At 32.0% G+C, this 19,825-nt stretch carries 16 protein-coding genes, 2 rRNA genes and 1 pseudogene; 4 read left to right on the top strand and 15 right to left on the bottom strand.

What is annotated here, in order from left to right; genetic code table 11:
* Nucleotides 1-125: 125 nt before the first annotated feature.
* The 3 genes from trkA to Fi14EGH31_RS03360 form a co-directional block, all read right to left on the bottom strand.
* Nucleotides 126-1,532 (bottom strand): Trk system potassium transporter TrkA, encoded by a 1,407-nt coding sequence (gene trkA, locus Fi14EGH31_RS03370; protein ID WP_117865390.1) that lies wholly within the window; start codon nt 1,530-1,532, stop codon nt 126-128.
* A gap of 149 nt (nt 1,533-1,681) precedes the next feature.
* A complete protein-coding gene (gene tig, locus Fi14EGH31_RS03365; protein ID WP_117481651.1) occupies nt 1,682-2,632 on the bottom strand; it encodes a trigger factor in 951 nt (316 codons plus the stop codon).
* A 59-nt stretch (nt 2,633-2,691) separates the two neighbouring features.
* Nucleotides 2,692-3,696 (bottom strand): nucleoid-associated protein, encoded by a 1,005-nt coding sequence (locus tag Fi14EGH31_RS03360; protein ID WP_032091742.1) that lies wholly within the window; start codon nt 3,694-3,696, stop codon nt 2,692-2,694.
* A 65-nt stretch (nt 3,697-3,761) separates the two neighbouring features.
* Between Fi14EGH31_RS03360 and Fi14EGH31_RS03355 the strand changes: the two genes are divergently transcribed.
* The 3 genes and pseudogenes from Fi14EGH31_RS03355 to tagD all read left to right on the top strand — a co-directional run bounded on the left by Fi14EGH31_RS03355 (nt 3,762) and on the right by tagD (nt 5,949).
* Nucleotides 3,762-4,484: a YaaA family protein gene (locus Fi14EGH31_RS03355; protein WP_022001343.1), complete on the top strand. Its 723-nt coding sequence runs from the start codon at nt 3,762-3,764 to the stop codon at nt 4,482-4,484.
* A gap of 13 nt (nt 4,485-4,497) precedes the next feature.
* A pseudogene (locus Fi14EGH31_RS15220) lies at nt 4,498-5,469 on the top strand (NAD(P)H-dependent glycerol-3-phosphate dehydrogenase); the annotation flags it as partial.
* 75 nt (nt 5,470-5,544) lie between these two features.
* A complete protein-coding gene (tagD, locus tag Fi14EGH31_RS15215; RefSeq protein ID WP_032091818.1) occupies nt 5,545-5,949 on the top strand; it encodes a glycerol-3-phosphate cytidylyltransferase in 405 nt (134 codons plus the stop codon).
* 53 nt (nt 5,950-6,002) lie between these two features.
* Here the strand turns inward: tagD and hisC are convergent, their stop codons facing one another.
* The 10 genes from hisC to nagB all read right to left on the bottom strand — a co-directional run bounded on the left by hisC (nt 6,003) and on the right by nagB (nt 13,910).
* On the bottom strand, nt 6,003-7,070 hold the full coding sequence (gene hisC, locus Fi14EGH31_RS03345; RefSeq protein WP_022001341.1) for a histidinol-phosphate transaminase: 1,068 nt from the start codon (nt 7,068-7,070) through the stop codon (nt 6,003-6,005).
* Between the two features lie 2 nt (nt 7,071-7,072).
* A complete protein-coding gene (locus Fi14EGH31_RS03340) occupies nt 7,073-7,852 on the bottom strand; it encodes an HAD-IIB family hydrolase (protein WP_117575189.1) in 780 nt (259 codons plus the stop codon).
* A 9-nt stretch (nt 7,853-7,861) separates the two neighbouring features.
* A complete protein-coding gene (gene pfkA, locus Fi14EGH31_RS03335; protein ID WP_022001339.1) occupies nt 7,862-8,821 on the bottom strand; it encodes a 6-phosphofructokinase in 960 nt (319 codons plus the stop codon).
* A gap of 77 nt (nt 8,822-8,898) precedes the next feature.
* The gene (locus tag Fi14EGH31_RS03330) at nt 8,899-9,729 is read right to left on the bottom strand and encodes a zinc ribbon domain-containing protein (RefSeq protein ID WP_022001338.1); all 831 of its coding nucleotides are present in this window, start codon (nt 9,727-9,729) and stop codon (nt 8,899-8,901) included.
* Between the two features lie 19 nt (nt 9,730-9,748).
* Complete coding sequence (locus Fi14EGH31_RS03325; RefSeq protein ID WP_022001337.1) at nt 9,749-10,252, bottom strand: thioredoxin domain-containing protein; 504 nt, start codon at nt 10,250-10,252, stop codon at nt 9,749-9,751.
* A 14-nt stretch (nt 10,253-10,266) separates the two neighbouring features.
* Nucleotides 10,267-11,787 carry a 2,3-bisphosphoglycerate-independent phosphoglycerate mutase gene (gpmI, locus tag Fi14EGH31_RS03320; RefSeq protein WP_022001336.1) on the bottom strand — a complete coding sequence of 507 codons (1,521 nt, stop codon included), beginning with the start codon at nt 11,785-11,787 and terminating at the stop codon, nt 10,267-10,269.
* 93 nt (nt 11,788-11,880) lie between these two features.
* Entirely contained in the window at nt 11,881-12,069 is a 189-nt protein-coding gene (locus Fi14EGH31_RS03315; RefSeq protein ID WP_022001335.1) for a hypothetical protein, read from the bottom strand.
* A 56-nt stretch (nt 12,070-12,125) separates the two neighbouring features.
* Nucleotides 12,126-12,515 carry a hypothetical protein gene (locus Fi14EGH31_RS03310; RefSeq protein WP_117347391.1) on the bottom strand — a complete coding sequence of 130 codons (390 nt, stop codon included), beginning with the start codon at nt 12,513-12,515 and terminating at the stop codon, nt 12,126-12,128.
* Nucleotides 12,508-13,077: a CDP-alcohol phosphatidyltransferase family protein gene (locus Fi14EGH31_RS03305; protein WP_117481662.1), complete on the bottom strand. Its 570-nt coding sequence runs from the start codon at nt 13,075-13,077 to the stop codon at nt 12,508-12,510. The genes Fi14EGH31_RS03310 and Fi14EGH31_RS03305 overlap by 8 nt, the downstream gene beginning before the upstream one ends.
* Before the next feature lie 95 nt (nt 13,078-13,172).
* Nucleotides 13,173-13,910 (bottom strand): glucosamine-6-phosphate deaminase, encoded by a 738-nt coding sequence (gene nagB / locus Fi14EGH31_RS03300; protein WP_118722056.1) that lies wholly within the window; start codon nt 13,908-13,910, stop codon nt 13,173-13,175.
* A 159-nt stretch (nt 13,911-14,069) separates the two neighbouring features.
* On the opposite strand from nagB, the gene ptsP reads away from it, so the two are divergent.
* Nucleotides 14,070-15,779 (top strand): phosphoenolpyruvate--protein phosphotransferase, encoded by a 1,710-nt coding sequence (gene ptsP, locus Fi14EGH31_RS03295; RefSeq protein ID WP_022001333.1) that lies wholly within the window; start codon nt 14,070-14,072, stop codon nt 15,777-15,779.
* Between the two features lie 765 nt (nt 15,780-16,544).
* Here ptsP and rrf read toward each other — a convergent pair.
* Together rrf and Fi14EGH31_RS03285 are read right to left on the bottom strand one after the other, a co-directional pair.
* Nucleotides 16,545-16,652: ribosomal RNA gene (gene rrf / locus Fi14EGH31_RS03290) — 5S ribosomal RNA — on the bottom strand.
* Nucleotides 16,653-16,726: 74 nt separating this feature from the next.
* Nucleotides 16,727-19,629, bottom strand: a 23S ribosomal RNA gene (locus tag Fi14EGH31_RS03285).
* Nucleotides 19,630-19,825 lie beyond the last annotated feature (196 nt).

The raw sequence follows: 19,825 nt of genomic DNA, 5'->3' as shown, positions 1-19,825 counted from the left end.
TTATTTTTTCATTTGTCGCGAAATGTCGTTTTTAGGGTGTGAAATGCAAAAAGACCTCTTTCGAGATCTCCTAATAAATAATTTTTAATATTTTAAAAGAAGTCCACTAGGGACTTCTAAGTAGTCTATTTTCTCCATTGAGATGGAGCAAATAATAATAACATTGGGAATATTTCAAGTCGTCCTGCTAACATATCAAAAGATAAAACAAGTTTTGATACATCCGATAATGATGAGAAATTTCCTACTGGACCAACAACATTCATTCCTGGACCAACGTTATTTAAACACGTTGCTACAGCTGAAAAAGCACTTGTAAAATCTATTTTATAACAAGATAATATAAGTAAATAATTAAAATGTTCTGTTACTTTAAATTCAACAGCTTCTACTTCACCATCAACAATTTTATAAAGTGTTTTAACAGCTGAATCATGATCTTTAGTCATTTTAGCACGTACATATCTAATAATTTGACTAGCAACAATTTTCTTTGGTGCAACAATACTATCAACCTTTAACACATCTGATAACCCTGTGTAATTCATTCTTGTTACTTTCGCAATTGTCTTTTTATGATATAAGCTTTTTGCGGATAATGATAAAACAATATTTTCTTCATCTAATCCTGTAAGTGCCAGAACTGCATCTGTATTTTCAATACCTTCTTCATTTAATAATTCATCATCACTACCATCACCATGAATAATTGTGACATATGGTAATTTTTCAGCTAAAATTTGACAACGATTTTTATCCTTTTCAATAATTTTAACTTTAATTCCTTGAGTAGATAATTGTTTAGATAAATAATAGGCAATCTTACCGCCACCAATAATAACATTTTTAATACGATTTGTGATAACACCGATATCTAAATAAAATCTTGATAAATCTCGATGTGTCCCTGTAATATATAAATGATTGCCTGGTTTAATGGCATAATTACCATCAGGAATAATTACATCTTCATTATGACTTACAGCACATATTAAAATATTTGTTTTTGTAATTTTATGTAATTGATTTAATTCAACTCCATTTAAACGACTATGATCTTCCACAAAGAATTCAGCAAGCTCAACTTTTCCTCTTGAAAAAGTATCCACTTTAACAGCTGAAGGAAAAGATAAAACACGACAAATTTCACTTGCTGCTTCAAGTTCAGGATTAACGATCATTGAAAAGCCTAATTGATTTCTCATAAAATCACGTTGTGATGAATCATCAGGATTTCTAACACGTGCAATAGTGTGTCTTGTTCCTATTTTTTTAGCCATTAATCCTGCTAAAATATTTAATTCATCTGAAGTAGTTACACAAATAATAAGGTTAGCATCTTCTGCTCCTGCTTCCATTAATATATCATATGAACCGCCATTACCTACAACACCTATAACATCATATTGGTTTACAACTTCTTCTACTTTAGTTGCATTTTGATCAACAACAATAATATCATGATCTTCATTTGACATATGTTTAATAAGTGTTTTTCCGACTTTACCGGCTCCCAAAACAATGATTTTCATAAAAAATGAAATCCCCTTAATACAGATAGATATTTTTACCCTTTTTCTTTAATTACTCAACCTATTTTACATTAACCAAACTAAATATCAATGAAAAAATTATTTTTATACAGTATAATAAAAAACTCCACTATATCGTGGAATTTTCATTATTTTTCAACTGCATTATTTACAATAATACGGCTTGCTTGCATACGAGATAAATCTCTTTTGAATCCTTCTAAATCAATTTTTTCTAAAACTTGTTCTTTAGTCATTTGATTAGCTTGTGCAACCATATTTAATTGTTCTTCTAATACTTCTTCAGTAACAACAATATTTTCAACAGCAATAATTTCATCAATTAAAGCTTCTAATTTAGCTTGTTGAGTAGCAGATGGTTTCATTTGTTCTCTTAATTTTTCTTCATCCATACCTGTCATTTGTAAGTATTGATCTAATTGAATTCCTTGAGCCATCATTTGATTTGCCATATAAGACATTTGTCTATCTAATGCCTCATCAATTGCATCATCATCTAATTCAACTTCACTATCTGCCATGAAAGCATCAAAAATTGTATTTTCTTTTTGTGCTTCATATTGTTGATCATGTTGTTGTTGTAAACCTTCATTAATATAAGCTTTTAAATCTTCAACTGTTTTAATTTCAGGTACACCTAAACCTTCAACAAAATCATCATTTAATTCAGCTTCTTTTTTTACAGATAATTTTTTAACTGTTACTTTGAAAACAACATCTTGTCCAGCTAAATCTTCTGCTTGATAATTTTCTGGGAAAGTTAAGTTTAAATCTCTTGTTTCATTAACTTTCATACCAATCATTTGTTCTTCAAACCCTGGAATAAATGATCCTGAACCAATTTCTAAATCATAATCATTTCCTGTTCCACCTTCAAAAGCAACATCATCTTTTAAACCAACAAAATCGATTGTAGCGATATCACCGTTTTCAACAGTATCTCCATCTTTTTCTTCTGTTTGACTTGATTGAGCTAAAATCATTTGAATTTGTTGTTCAACTTCTTCATTAGATACAGGTACTTTTTCTACTTTAAATTCAATTCCTTTATAGTTACCTAATTTAATTACTTTACTCATTTATCTATTTCCTTTCATTATATGCCTGTTTATTCTATCATAAAGAAAACTTCTTGTCTTTATTTAATCTTAATATCCTTAATATTATTTAAAGTAATTGTTGAATATCCTGACATATCTGTTTCGGTTGTAATATTTTCATGATTTAAATAATCTTCAACATTTAATTCAATAATACGATCATCATCTAAAACCAATTTACATCTTGACATACGATCTAATGAAAGTGGGACATTAACAATTTCATCATCTTCTTCAATTCCTAGATCTCTCATAATCGTTTCAACTTCTTCTTGTGCGTTATAATCATCACCCATGACCTTCTTCGCAATTTCCATTGGTTTTAATGGTAAATGTTCCATTACTAAATCAATCATTTCTTTTTTGACCATAGCTGTTGGATCACCTTCAAAAACGTTATATTCACTATCAACCTTTTTAACAACTTTATTGACAATACTCATTTTTTGTTTATCTGTTAATTTAGGTTCACCTTTAATATATTGTTCATTAAGATAATAGCCTGGTTTTCCATCTATTTGAAATCTTTTTTCAATTAAAGAAACTGTGTTTTTATCAACATTGATAATAATCGCTTCTTCAACAGCTGAAGTTTTAGGTGGAAGACTTTGTCTATTAACAAATTTAATAAATCTTTTACCATCTACTTCTTCCACAATAGAAATAGGGGTCACTTTATAATTTAACTTCATGATGAGAATCATCTTTTCTCCATCTACTTTACATTCAACAAACATTAAATTACTATTAGGCATTTCTTCTACATATTTGCTGACAGCAAATAGATCTTGAGCAATCTTTTTAGATTCAGCAATAAATTGTTCATCATCAATGATCATATTTCTAGCTGCTTGTAATAAATGATGTTCACTTCCTACAACGAGTTCTTTAATGGTTGTATTCGTTAAACATTTTTCTATTTTTTTATCATAATATTCAGTTGTTCCTTCTATTAAATCAATAAATTGATCAGAATAAATAATTTGACTATGTTCCATATCGAGCATATGAATTAATATCTTATCTATAATTGTTGTATTCATCTTTATCACCGAATGTAGTATATCATAATTTTTTATTTTAATATATAATGGATGTGGTGAAGTCTATGAAAATTATAATTGCTGATGCAAAAAGTTTAAAAGAAAAGCATTTTCCTATTGAAAAACAAACACCATTGTTTTTTAATAAAGCAGAATCTTTAAGAAAACAATTAAAAGAATTAGATATTAATCAAATTCATGATTTGATGAAGATTTCTTTTAAACAATCTTCATTAATTTATGATTATTTTCATAATGAGGAAACTTTTGCAGCCATAAATTTATTTAATGGCGTTGTTTTTAAACAGCTTGATTTAAAGAATTATCAAAAAGAAGAATGGGATTATTTAGATAAGCATTTACTAATTAATTCTCCACTTTATGGAATTTTACGTTATAATGATGCTGTAAATTATCATCGTTTAGAAATGAAACATAAATTAAATGAAATAAATTTATATCAATATTGGTATAAAGAACTAAATGATTATTTAAAAAATGAAGATGTTATTCTTTCTTTAAGTACGAAAGAATATGAAAAAATGTTTGATCTTCCAATCATTCAACTTGATTTTGTGATAAGAAATGGGCATACTTTTAAACGAAATGCCGTGTATTTAAAAAAAGCAAGAGGAATGATGCTCAATTATTTGATTGAACATCATATTGAAGATATTGAACAAATAAAAGAAATTGTAATCGATGATTATCATTTTAGTGAAAATGATTCAAATGATGATCATTGGGTTTTTATAAAAGATGAAAAAATGAAATACATCAAAAAATAGGAGGTTATTTATCATGTATAAAGTTGGTGTTTTAGGAGCAGGTACATGGGGTATGGCTGTCGCAAGAGTATTATGCAATCGTCATCATTCAGTGATGGTTTGGTCGGCTTTACCTCAAGAAATTGAATATATTCAAAAAAACAGAACACATCCAAAATTACCTGAATTAGAAATTCCTGATGATATGGAATTTACAACAGATATTAAAGAAGTATGTAATAGTGAATATCTCGTAGTTGCTGTTCCTTCCATTTTTATGAGAAGTACAATGGAAACAGCTAAAGATTATATTAAAGATCAAATCTTAATCGATCTTGCTAAAGGGGTTGAAAAAGATAGTCTTTATATAATGTCTGAAATTATTCGAGATGTTTTAGGAAATCAAGCAAAAATCGTAGCTCTATCAGGTCCAACCCATGCTGAAGAAGTTGTAAGAGATATGCCTTCAACCATTGTTTCAGCTTGTGATGATTTAGAAGTTGCTGAAAAAGTACAAAATCTTTTCCAAGATACATGCATGCGTGTTTATACAAACATTGATGTCCGCGGGGTTGAATTATGTGGTGCTTTAAAAAACATCATTGCTTTAGCAGCTGGTATTTCCCATGGGTTAAATTATGGTGATAACACTCGTGCTGCCCTTATTACGCGTGGTCTTTCTGAAATGACACGTTTAGGAACAACAATGGGATGCCTTGAACAAACATTCCATGGTCTTGCTGGAATTGGTGATTTGATTGTCACAGCAACAAGCGTGCATAGTCGTAACTTTAAATGTGGAACATTAATTGGACAAGGTTACAATGTTGATGATGCTACAAAAGAAGTTGGTATGGTCGTTGAAGGTTTAAACGCTTTACCTGCTGCAATGCAACTTGCTAAAAGATATGATGTAGAAATGCCAATTACTGCCATGGTCGATGCTATTGTTAAAGGTAAAGTTAGTCCAAATGAAGCAGTCAAGGCATTAATGAATCGTGATCGAAAAACAGAGCTAACAAAGTCTGTTGCAGATATTAATTTTGAAAATAGTATTATTAAAAGTAAAAGAGGGTTAGGTATGAAAAGAGTTATTACTTATGGTACATTTGATTTATTACATTACGGACATATTAATTTATTAAAACGTGCGAAAGCTTTAGGTGATTATTTAATTGTTGCTGTTTCAACTGATGAATTTACACGTTTGAAAAAAGATAAAAAATGTTATTTCTCTTATGAACAAAGAAAAGGTCTACTAGAATCTGTACGTTTTGTAGATTTAGTTATTCCTGAAGAAAATTGGGATCAAAAAATCAAAGATATTAAAGAATATCATATTGATACTTTTGTTATTGGAGATGATTGGAAAGGTAAATTTGATTATCTAAAAGATGAGGGTGTAGAAGTTATTTATTTACCAAGAACTCCTGAAATTTCTACAACTCAAATTAAAGAAGATTTACATCATACAGAAGAAAAATAAAGGCTATAGCAATCGCTATAGCTTCTTTTTTATAAAGGATTGTTATGAAAAAATCATAACAATTCTTTTTGATTTAAATAGTTTTCTAAAAATTCAAAGAATCTTTCCATTTGTTGATCAGTTCCAATCGTAACTCTTAAATACTGATCAATCAATGGTTTATTCCAATGACGCACAATAATGCCTTCTTTTCTAAGCGCTAAAAATAATTCTTCCCCATCAATCTTTGGATGTTTTACAAATACAAAGTTAGCATAACTATCTGGAACCACAAATCCTAATTCTTTTAGTTTCGTTTTTGTATATTCTCTTGTTTGAATTACTTTTTGACATTTTTCTTTCATATCTTGACTATTTAAAACAGAAACAAGTCCAATTTGTTGAGTTATATAATCAATAGGATACGAGTTAAAAGAATTCTTTACATCATATAGATGAGAAATAGCTTCTTTATTTCCTAAAGCTACTCCTAATCTAGCTCCAGCAAAAGATCTTGATTTAGAAAACGTTTGAATAACCACTAAATTTTCATATTGATGAATAAGTGGGACACATGATTGTCCTCCAAAATCAATATAAGCTTCATCAACAACAACAATACTGTCTGGATTACTTTTTAAAACTTCTTCTATAAAATCTAAAGAAACAAGTAATCCTGTTGGTGCATTAGGATTAGGAAAAATAATTCCTGAATTTGGTTGTTTAAAATCTTCAACATACATTTTAAAATCTTGATCCAAAATAATTTCTTTATAATTCATTTGGTAAAGATCACAATAAACTGGATAAAATGAATAAGAAATATTTGGAAATAATACTGGATCACTTCCATTAAAAAATGTTAAAAATGTAAGTGCTAAAACTTCATCTGAACCATTTCCTAAAAAAACTTGTTCATCTTTTAAACCATGATACTTAGCTAAAGCATGTCTTAATTCTTCTCCATCACTATTTGGATAAAGTTTTAATTTTTCAATATCAATTTCTTTTAAAATATCTTTTATTTGTTTACATGGACCATATGGATTTTCATTCGTATTTAATTTAATCATATTGTTGATTTTTGGTTGTTCACCTGCTACATATGGTTCTACTTGTCTTAATTTATCTTGCCAACTCATTGTTATTCCCCCTCTAACATATCGTTGATGACTTCATAAACATAATCAACTTGTTTTTCTGTCTTTTCTTTTATTTGTTTTTCTACACGATTAAAAGTATAAGCATGATCAGCTTTTTCAAACATATCTAAATCATTATAAGAATCTCCTATACAATAAGAAATCACTTCTTGATTTAATAATGAACAAAGCTTTTTAAGTCCACTTCCTTTAGTACAATCTACTGTAATATCTAAATAAACAACATTGAGTGTTGCATGAATACCTACATATTTTTGGTGGATTTGTTTTTGAATTTCAAGTATTTCATCTAATTTTTCTTGTGGATGAAAAGCACATACAATATCAATATCATCTTGAGTATGATCTAATATTTCTAAAAAATCACCTGCTATTTCTTGATAACCATTTTCTGTTAAAATACATGTTTTTTGATTTATATATCCATATGTTTGTTGACCATCAAAAAATGTATAATTTAGATAAGGATATTTTTGATAACTTTCTTTAAGTATTTCTTTAGCAATTTCATTTTTTATTTGTTTTCGATAAAGAACTTGATCATTTTGATCAACAATCATTGCTCCATTATTTAAAACAAGATAATCATATTCAAAATGTGGTGTGACAAGTTTTGTTTCTTGAATATTTCTTCCTGTACAAAATGAAAAATAATGACCTTGTGTTCTTAATTTTTTTACAGCTTCTTGATCTTTATAAGTAATGGGTAAATTGTCATTAGCAATTGTTCCATCAATATCACTAAATAATATTTTTTTCATATCTTCTCCTTAAGCTAAGTCTAAAAATAATTGATATAAACGATCATGATTTTCATTTTTTTCAATTAAAGCTTCTTCAATATTTTTAGATATAATTTGATTATCTTTCATACAGATACATAAACCACTTTTTCTTTTTTCTAATAAACAAATGGCTTCTTCTGCCATTTTAGATGCTAAAATACGATCTTCAGGAACAGGTGATCCACCTCTTTGAATATGTCCCAAAACAATTGATCTTCCTGAATATCCAGTTTCTTCGCTAATACGATTAGCTAGTTTTTCAACATCTAATATTTTTTCACTTACAATAAGTATCGCATGTTTTTTATGATACTCTTCTTCACAAATTTTAAGTTCTTCAATAATTTTATTTTCATCATACTCTGTTTTATCTGTAATAACAATTTCACTACCACATGCAATTGCAGAATATATAGCAAGATTATCTGCATGATTTCCCATAACTTCAACAACAAAACAACGATGATGTGAACTAGACGTATCTCTTAATTTATTAACAGCATCGATAATGTTATAAAGTGCTGTATGAAAACCTATTGTTTCATCTGTTCCATTAATATCATTATCAATTGTTCCAGGAATAGCAATACAATCAATTCCTTTTTGACTAAGTGCTAAAGCTCCTTTATAACTTCCATCTCCCCCAATAACAACAAGCCCATCTATCCCTCTTTGTTTAAGCTGATGAATTGCTTGTTCTTGAACTTTATCTTCCTTAAATGAAGGTAATCTTGAAGATTCTAAAATAGTTCCCCCTTTAGATAATATTTCAGAAACATCACTATACCCTAATTTTTTGATATTCCCTGCTACTAATCCTTTATATCCTTCATAAACACCATAAACCTCAAAACCTCTTTTTATTCCTACACGAACAATAGCACGAATAGCCCCATTCATTCCTGGTGCATCTCCTCCTGAGGTTAAAACTGCAATTTTTCTCATCGATTCACCTACTTTTTCCCTATAATTATCCCTATTATACTTGTTTTACATAAAAAGAAAAAGCCAATTTCTTGGCTTTATATAAATTTTTCTAAATTTAAATTTGAATCATAAGAAAATTTTAAACGATATGTATCTTTATAATTAAATATTCTTATTGAAGATTGATCGTTTCCTTTTGATTGTGTCATTCCTTTTCCATAATGAGAAAGTGTTTCTTTTGTAATTTCAGCTTCATTATTTTTTAAATCATTTAATGTTTTTTGAATTAATTCTTGATTATCTTTTTCATTAAATAGTGTAATGATTTGATTTATTTTTGTAACTTGTTGATTTAATTGTTGATAGCCATCATCTAATTGTTGAATATCATTTAAATGATATTCAAACTGTAATTGGCTTTCTTTTGATAAATCATAATCATAAGAAATACTCATTGTATTTTGTTTATCTAAAGAAATATCATATTGAACAGATACATAAAGATTATTATTATTTGTTATTTGAAACAAATATTCTGAATCCATATTTTTTGTTCCAACTATTTTTTCTAAAGACGATTCCATGTTATTAATCTTATTGACATATTTTTTACTATTTTTAACATTTTTTGAAAATTCTTTTAAGGAATCATATTGATATACAACTGTTTCTTGATTTGATTTTGTATATGTTTTTAATGTTGCTGTTTGATTGATTCCACTATCAGATAATGTATTAAATGCAAAGAAATAAGAAATTCCCATAGGTAAGAAAACAAATGCAATAATCAAAATTGGATAAATGAATGCGTATTTTCTTTTAGGGGTACGTTTCATTGGTTGATAGCCAGATTGAGGTGTTCCACAATAAGGACATACTTTTGCATTACTTGGTATATTTTTATGGCATTTTGGACATTTTTTCATATTTTATCAATCCTTTCTTTTAATCTTGGTATATTTGGTCTAGCCAAGATGAAAGTTTATCAATATAATCCTGTTTCTTTTCTTTTTGTTTTTTGCTTGGTAATGAATAATAATCTTCATCTAAAAAAGTATATTGATCTACAAATTTCCCATTGATCACTAATTTTAAAGTAGGTGTCCATGAAAAATCAAGTTTTTTTCTCATTTGGTTATATCGAGATTTTTCTTTTTTTGTTGCTTCTTGACTATTCGCTTGATCTCGATATTCTTTAATATTGAAATAATAAAGATAAACTCCTTTATTTTTCTTTAAATATTTTTTTAAATAAGGTTCAAATTCTTGACAATCTTTACAATCAGGTCTTCCAATATATAAAACAAAATCTTCTTTTTGATTTATTTTCTTTAAAACATCATCATAATTGGTTTCTATGATTTGATCTTTTGATAAATCTTTCTGTATAGTATGAGTGGATGTAGTATGACTACACCCACTTAATATACCTATTAAAAATGAAATCAATATGAACTTATTGATTATTTTAATAAAGATTCTCCATCCATTTCTTCAGGAATTGGTAAACCTAATAATTGTAACATTGTTGGAGCTAAATCTCCTAATTTTCCGCCTTCTTTTAATCCTACATGAGAATTAGTAACAATTAAAGGTACAACATTTGTTGTATGTGCAGTAAATGGATTTCCATCTGCATCTAATTCTTCTTCAGCGTTACCATGATCAGCAGTAATTAACATAGTTCCACCTAATTCAAGAACTTTTTCATAGACTTCACCGATACAATCATCAACAACACTAACAGCTTTGATTGCTGCAGGAATAACACCAGTATGTCCTACCATGTCACAATTTGCAAAGTTAACAATGACAACATCATGAATATCTTTATCTAATTCAGCAATTAATTTATCTTTTACTTCATAAGCTGACATTTCAGGTTGTAAATCATAAGTAGCAACTTTTGGTGAATTAACTAATACACGAGTAGCTCCTTCGATTTCTTTATCTACCCCACCATCAAAGAAGAAAGTTACGTGAGCATATTTTTCAGTTTCAGCAATACGTAATTGTTTTAAACCTTGAGCTGATAAGTAATCACCTAATGTATTTGTAAGTTTAGGTGAAACGAATGCGATTTCTCCATTAACGCTGTCAGCATATTTCATCATACATACGAATTCTAAATCTTTAACTTGTTTTTCAGGTACATATCCTTCATAGAATGTAGGATTTGTGATTACTGTAGCTAATTGGATTGCTCTATCTGGTCTGAAGTTAGCGAAGATTACTGAATCTCCATCATCAATTGTTCCTTCAACGTTTTTGTTGTAACCAGGGATAACGAATTCATCTAAAACATCTTTAGCATAAGAATCTTTTACATATTGAACTGGACATTCAAAAGATTCACCTTCTTGACATACGATTGCATCGTAAGCTAATTTAACACGATCAAATCTTTTATCTCTGTCCATTGCATAGTATCTACCAGAAATTGATGCAATTTGTCCAACACCGATTTCTTCAATTTTTTCTTGTAATTCTTTTACGAAATCAACACCACTATCAGGAGCAACATCTCTTCCGTCTAAGAAAGCATGTACATATACTTTATCTAAACCTTGTTGTTTAGCTAATTCTAATAAACCAAAGATATGTTCATTTGATGAGTGAACACCACCATTTGATAATAATCCCCAAATATGTAATTTAGAACCATTATCTTTAGCATGTTGAATTGCTTTTAAGAATTTTTCATTTTCAAAGAAAGTTTTTTCATTTAAAGCTTTATTAATTAAAGTTAATGATTGATAAACAGTTCTTCCTGCTCCAATATTTAAATGCCCAACTTCACTATTTCCCATTTGTCCATCAGGTAAACCAACTGGCATACCACTAGCTGAAATAGTTGTGTTTGGATACATAGCCATTAAATCATCTAAGTTAGGTGTATTAGCAAGTCTTACAGCATTACCATTAATGCTTTCAGAAATACCATAACCATCCATAATACATAATACGATAGGTCTTTTTTTCATTTTTTTGTTTCCTCCATTAATACGTTATACATATTATCATTTTTGTTATCGTGTTTCAATTCATTTAGCTATATAAAATCAGTATTTTTTATTTCATTTCTTTTTAGTTTTTTGTGGTGTAGCAAGCAATGAAACACCGCAAAAAGTAATGAATAAAGGCCAGTATTCTTGAATATAATAAACAATAATTGAAACAATACCTTTGAATTCATTTGTTCGATCTAACGTTAAGATGATTCCCAAAACAATCAAAACAATACCACAATTTTTTTTAATATTCATTTTATTCACCTAGTTTTATTTTATCTTGGATAAAATAAAAAAGATGTCCAAAAAAATCATACGATTTCTTTAAATATCTTTTTTGCATAATCTAGTAATTGAATGATATTGACTTCTTCTTGTCCTTTTTGTGAATATACATAAACTTTATAATCTTCAAAAAAGTCAAATCTATTTGAATGAATAATACTATTAATATCTTTTCTTCTTTCTTGATTTAAAGTAATAAATTGATTTTCACACATTTTTCTTAGAATAATACACAAAGAAGCAAGTGATAATTCTAATTGACACTTTGTTTTTAAAAGATCCCTTTCAATTATATAATTAGCTATCTCTTGATTATTTTTTAATCTATTTAATTGATTTAAAATCATTTCTACTTTAACAACCTCTATATTTAATTGTTCTAAATAACAGCTTAACTTTATTTGCCTTTTATTCATTCTTAAGCTCCTTATAAATTGATAACAGTTGTTTAGCATATAAAACAAGTGATAATAACATCAACACAATACAAACAAAAATTGAAATAGTTGCAAAAATAGAATTTGGAATATGTATTCCAATTAATACGATTGCGACAACATCAAAGATAGCAGTAGAAATTTTCCCCCACCATGAGGCTCCTTGGACCTTTGCTCCTTTTTCATATAAATAAAGTCCCCCTAAAGCCAGCATTCCATCTTTTAAAACAATGATAAGAAGTAATAACCACATCCATGAATACGTATAAACTAAAACAAACGCAACCGTAAATTGTGTCAATTTATCAGCAATTGGATCTATAACTTTCCCAAAATCAGTAATCATCTGGTAATGTCTTGCAATGTAACCATCTAAAAAATCAGATAGACCTGAAATAATTAAAATAGTAGCACATATATAATAATCTTCTTTATTTCCAGCTAAAAAATAGCGATGTAAAAAAATAGGAATAAGTATTATTCTTAAATAGCATAAACAATTAGGTATATTAAATAATTCTTTAAGTCTTATTTTTTTCATAATTTTCACCTTCTGTATTAGTAATATAATCTTACAGTTTAATGATAAAAATTTCAACCTAAACAAAAAAAAGGGAGATTTCTCCCTCATGAATTTTAATATTCTTTTTCTAATAAAGCTGCAGCTGCTTTATCAATAATTACAGTTACATCTTTATGATTTTGTAATACACTAGCTGGTAATTCTGGAGTTACAGGTCCTTCAATCATTCCTTTAACAGCATCTTCTTTATTTTTACCACAAGCAATTAAAACAACACTTTTAGCATCCATAATATTTTGAATTCCCATAGAGATTGCTTGTTTTGGAACAGCATCTTCATCTCCATTAAAGAATAATCTTGCATTGTCTTTAATAGTACTTTCTTTTAAATCAACATAATGTGTTTTTGAATTAAAATCAGTTCCTGGCTCATTGAATCCAATATGTCCATTTGAACCAATTCCTAATAATTGAATATCAATTGGATTTTCAGCTAACATTTTATTATATTTATCACAGTTTTCTTGAATATTTCCTTGTCCACATGGAACATGAACATTTTCATCTTTAATATCAATTCCATTGAATAAGTTTTTATACATAAAATAATGATAACTTTGTGGATGACTTGCATCTAATCCAAAATATTCATCTAAGTTGTATGATTTAACATCTTTATATGATGTATGATTTTTTTCATGATCTTCTCTTAATAATTCATACATTCTAACAGGTGTAGATCCTGTAGCTAATCCTAAAATACTATTTGGTTTTTCCTTTACTTGATTAATAAAAATTTTTGCTGCTTCTTGGCTTGCTTCTTCATAATTTTCAACAATAATAACTTTCATTGCAAACTCCTCCTCGACAACATCTTATCATGTCTAGACAAACAATTCAATAAATACTTATCTTTTTTCTTAAAAAGTCCTTTCGTACAATGAAAATATCTTTATTTTTCAATAAAAATAGGTTAGAATTGGAATGTAAATATGGAGGTGTTTAATACTATGATTAAAGGTATTGGGGCTTCTAGTGGTATTGCAATTGCTAAAGCGTACAAACTAGTTATGCCTGATTTAACTGTAACACAAAACACTGTAGAAGATGTTGCAGCTGAAATCAAAAAATTTGAAGATTGTATGGCTGAAACAGCTAAACAATTAGAAGCAATTAAAGAAGCTGCTTCTAAAAACTTATCAGCTGAAGAAGCTGCTGTATTTGATGCTCATGCATTAGTACTTCAAGATCCTGAATTAAAAACACAAGTTTTAGACAAAATCAATAATGAAAAATTATGCGCTGAAGCTGCATTAGATGCAGTTGCAAATAGTTTCATTGCAATGTTTGAAATGATGGATGATGATTATTTTAGAGAAAGAGCTGCTGATATTAAAGACGTTTCTCGTCGTTTATTAGCTAACTTACTTGGTAAACCATTACCAAACCCTGCTTTAATTGATGAAGAAGTTGTTATTATCGCTGATGATTTAACTCCTTCTGATACAGCACAATTAAATAAAAACTTAGTTAGAGGATTTGCTACTAATATTGGTGGTAGAACTTCTCACTCAGCTATCATGGCTCGTTCTTTAGAAATTCCTGCAGTTGTTGCTTGTAAAACAATTACAGAAGAAGTTAAAGATGGAGATTTAATTGTTCTTGATGGTATTGAAGGAACAGTTATGATCAATCCTGATGAAGCAACTGTTAAAGAATATGAAACTAAACGTGCTGAATTCATCGCATATAAAGAAGAATTAAAGAAATTAGTTAATGAAAAAACAATTACTACTGATGGACATCAAGTTGAATTAGTTGCTAACATTGGTTCAGCAAAAGATTTAGCAGGTGTTAAAGAAAATGGTGGTGAAGGTGTTGGATTATTCAGAACTGAATTCTTATATATGGAATCTGCTGAATTACCAACTGAAGAACAACAATTTGAAGTTTATAAAGAAGTATTAGAAGGTATGGAAGGTAAACCTGTTGTTGTTAGAACATTAGATATCGGTGGAGATAAAGAAATCGAAGCTATCGATTTACCAAAAGAAATGAATCCATTCTTAGGTGTTCGTGCAATCCGTTTATGTTTCCAAAGAGAAGATATCTTTAGAACTCAATTAAGAGCATTACTTAGAGCATCAGTTTATGGTGATTTAAGAATCATGTTCCCTATGATTGCTACTTTACAAGAATTCCGTAAAGCTAAAGGAATCTTAATGGAAGAAAAAGAAAAATTAGTTGCTGAAGGTGTTAAAGTAAGTGATACATTACAAGTTGGTATCATGATTGAAATTCCTGCAGCTGCTGTATTAGCTCATAAATTTGCTAAAGAAGTTGATTTCTTCTCAGTAGGAACAAATGACTTAGTACAATATACATTTGCAGCAGACAGAATGTCTTCTGGTGTAAGTTATTTATATCAACCATTCAACCCATCAATCTTAAACTTATTAAAACATGTTATCGATTCAGCACATGCTGAAGGTAAATGGGCTGGTATGTGTGGAGAAATGGCTGGTGAAGCTATTGCAGCTCCATTATTACTTGGTTTAGGATTAGATGAATTCTCTATGTCAGCTACTTCAATCTTAGCTCAAAGAAAATTAATTAAGAGCGTATCAAAAGCTGATATGGAAGCTTTAGTAGAAAAAGCATTAGATTGTGCTACTTCTGAAGAAGTTGTTGAATTAGTTAAATCTACAGTAAAAATGTAATAATAGGCTTTATGAAATAACATGATATTTTTAAAACGAAGCTAATTAGATAACATGAGGTTTTTTCTATGGAGGAGACCTCATGTTTTTATATGCTCTATTATTGGTGTCTTGCTATAGTCCAGATATTTTTTACTAATTTGATTTTAACATTGCTAACACAATAAACGGTAAACCTACTCAAAAATTAGTGTATTAAAAGAATAGCTAACAACTAATGATAATATTCTTTAATTAAAATTCGAATAAGCAAGAAATTGATTTAAAAATACATTTAATAAGCTTAAGAGTAGAAAAATAACTATGACAAGATAAATAAGGAAAAAATTTAATGAAAAGAGAGAAATTAAAAATAACTATATCTAATTCTTTAATATCACATAACTTATAAATTGTAAACAGCTAATCCATTAGCGTTAGTTATTATTACGAAAAAGAGCAAACCTCATATAACATAAAATGTCTGCTTTTATTTTAATTATTAAAACCACAAGATTTTGAAAAGTAGTTTCAAATATCATGACATAAAATAAAACCTAATAATAAAGGCCTCGAAAAGAGGTCTTTTTTTTACTAATTTCCAATAATAATTCATACAAAAAGTCAAGATATTCAAATAATTTCAGCAAATTTATAAACATCAAATAATAGCAACTTAAAACTATCTCTATTTTATATTATGCAATAACACATATCAGAAAAAAAAGCCATACCACAAGGGTATGACCTGTCAATGATCATGTAAAAACATAAAAAAAAAGAAGGAACTGGCAACGAGCTATTTTCGCACAATGTACTATCTTCGCCGCGATGATGCTTAACTTCTGTGTTCGGAATGGGTACAGGTGTGTCCATCATGCTATCATTACCAGATTCTTCTTTTCAAGTGTCTTCAGGACACTCAAAACCAGACAGTAGTTTTTCTTCTTTCAAGCTCGCTTGCCTTTTCGGTCAAGCCCTCGACCTATTAGTATCAGTCCGCTTAACATGTCACCATGCTTACACTCCTGACCTATCTACCTTATCGTCTTTAAGGGGTCTTACTTGCTTGCGCAATGGGAAATCTCATCTTGAAGTGGGTTTCACACTTAGATGCCTTCAGCGTTTATCCCTTCCGCATTTAGCTACCCAGCTATGCCACTGGCGTGACAACTGGTCCACCATTGATGCGTCCATCCCGGTCCTCTCGTACTGAGGACAGCTCTTCTCAAATTTCCTGCGCCCACGACAGATAGGGACCGAACTGTCTCACGACGTTCTGAACCCAGCTCGCGTACCGCTTTAATGGGCGAACAGCCCAACCCTTGGAACCGACTTCAGCTCCAGGATGCGATGAGCCGACATCGAGGTGCCAAACCTCCCCGTCGATGTGAACTCTTGGGGGAGATCAGCCTGTTATCCCCAGGGTAGCTTTTATCCGTTGAGCGACGGCCTTTCCATTCAGCACCGCCGGATCACTAAGCCCGACTTTCGTCCCTGCTCGACTTGTGGGTCTCGCAGTCAAACACCCTTTTGCCTTTGCACTCTGCGCTTGGTTTCCATCCAAGCTGAGGGTATCTTTGGGCGCCTCCGTTACTCTTTGGGAGGCGACCGCCCCAGTCAAACTGCCCGACTGACACTGTCCCGTCAACGGCTCTACGTCGTCCGGTTAGAAATCCAATACAACAGGGGTAGTATCCCAACAGCGGCTCCTTGAATACTGGCGTATCCATCTCTTTGCCTCCTACCTATCCTGTACATGCTGCATCAAATCCCAATATCAACCTGCAGTGAAGCTCCATGGGGTCTTTCCGTCTAGTCGCGGGTAACCTGCATCTTCACAGGTACTAAGACTTCACCGAGTCTACAGCTGAGACAGCGCCCAAATCGTTACGCCTTTCGTGCGGGTCAGAACTTACCTGACAAGGAATTTCGCTACCTTAGGACCGTTATAGTTACGGCCGCCGTTTACTGGGGCTTCAGTTCAGGGCTTCACTTGCGTTAACCCCTCCCCTTAACCTTCCAGCACCGGGCAGGCGTCACCCCCTATACTTCGCCTTGCGGCTTAGCAGAGAGCTGTGTTTTTGGTAAACAGTCGCTTGGGCCGTTTCACTGCGGCTCATATCTCTATGAGCACTCCTTCTCCCTAAGTTACGGAGTCATTTTGCAGAGTTCCTTAGCTATAGTTCTCTCGCTCACCTTAGGATTCTCTCCTCACCCATGTGTGTCCATTTTCGGTACGGGCCATATATACTTAACGTTAGAAACTTTTCTTGGAAGTTCCTCCACTGCCTTCCGTACTCGCCGTAGCTTTCCGTACGCTTCACGCCTTCTCGTTTCGGATGGTGGATTTGCCTGCCATCCCGATATCTCGCTTGCACCAGCTCTTCCAGCCGCTGGCTGCAGCTTCCTCTCTCCGTCATTCCTTCACATATATACGGGTACAGGAATCTCTACCTGTTGTCCATCGACTACGCCTTTCGGCCTCGCCTTAGGTCCCGACTTACCCAGAGCGGACGAACCTTCCTCTGGAAACCTTGGGTTTTCGGTGCGTGGGATTCTCACCCACGTTCCGCTACTCACACCGGCATTCTCTCTTCCATGATCTCCACACGTCCTTTCGGTCGTACTTCTCCGTTCATGGAACGCTCCCCTACCATCCCTTGGGATCCATAGCTTCGGTAGTATGCTTAGCCCCGGTAAATTATCGGCGCAGAGTCATTCGACTAGTGAGCTGTTACGCACTCTTTAAAGGATGGCTGCTTCTGAGCCAACCTCCTAGTTGTCTGTACATCTCCACATCCTTTTCCACTTAGCATACATTTTGGGACCTTAGCTGATGGTCTGGGCTGTTTCCCTCTTGACAACGGACCTTATCACCCGCTGTCTGACTGCCGAGCATGTTGGCGTGACATTCGCAGTTTGATTATGCTCAGTACCCCGAGATGGGGCCATCACATATTCAGTGCTCTACCTTCACGCAACTCTTCTCTCGACGCTAGCCCTAAAGCTATTTCGGGGAGAACCAGCTATCTCCGGGTTCGATTGGAATTTCACCCCTAGCCACAACTCATCCGCCAACGTTTCAACGGGGGTCGGTTCGGTCCTCCATCGGGTTTTACCCCAACTTCAACCTGGTCATGGCTAGATCACCCGGTTTCGGGTCTACTGCATGCAACTCGCGCCCTCTTAAGACTCGCTTTCGCTTCGGCTCCGCATATCCTGCTTAACCTCGCTCCATACAGTAACTCGCCGGTTCATTCTACAAAAGGCACGCCATCACCCTTTAACGGGCTCTGACTTCTTGTAGGCATATGGTTTCAGGTTCTCTTTCACTCCCCTCCCGGGGTTCTTTTCACCTTTCCCTCACGGTACTGGTTCACTATCGGTCACTCTCTCGTATTTAGCCTTGCCGGATGGTCCCGGCTGATTCAGACAGGATTTCTCGTGTCCCGCCCTACTCAGGTGTCATCTCTCTCCAGTCTCTCATTTCGAGTACGGGGCTCTCACCCTCTCTCGCTCACCTTCCCATGTGATTCCTCTATGATCCTCTGTTTGATTTATCGATGATCCTACTACCCCGATCCTCAGATCGGTTTGGGCTCTTTCCCTTTCGCTCGCCGCTACTCAGAAAATCATTCTTATTTTCTCTTCCTGCAGGTACTTAGATGTTTCAGTTCCCTGCGTCTCGCCTCATCATGTCTATGTATTCGACATGTGATACACGGATATGACTCCGTGTGGGTTCCCCCATTCGGATATCGACGGCTCTTCACGTGCTTACCGCTCACCGTCGCATTTCGCTGTTTGCTGCGTCCTTCTTCGCCGGAGTGTGCCTAGGCATTCCCCATACGCCCTTTCTTGCTTTACCTTCTAGGTTTGCTTGCTTGAACTTTTTTTCGTTTACACTTGCTGTAAAATCTTAGTTACTTTCGACTTTTCGTACTAGACCTTATTTTTTCTTTAATGTCTAATCTCTTCTTTATCGTTTTCGCAATTTTTTTTACTACTATCCAGTTTTCAATGTCCTCTTGAATGTCATGGACATTCAAAACCAAACAAGAAAG

Source organism: Faecalibacillus intestinalis (genome assembly GCF_015097455.1).
Classification (GTDB): domain Bacteria; phylum Bacillota_I; class Bacilli_A; order Erysipelotrichales; family Coprobacillaceae; genus Faecalibacillus; species Faecalibacillus intestinalis.
This window is presented reverse-complemented; position numbering and strand designations above follow the sequence as displayed.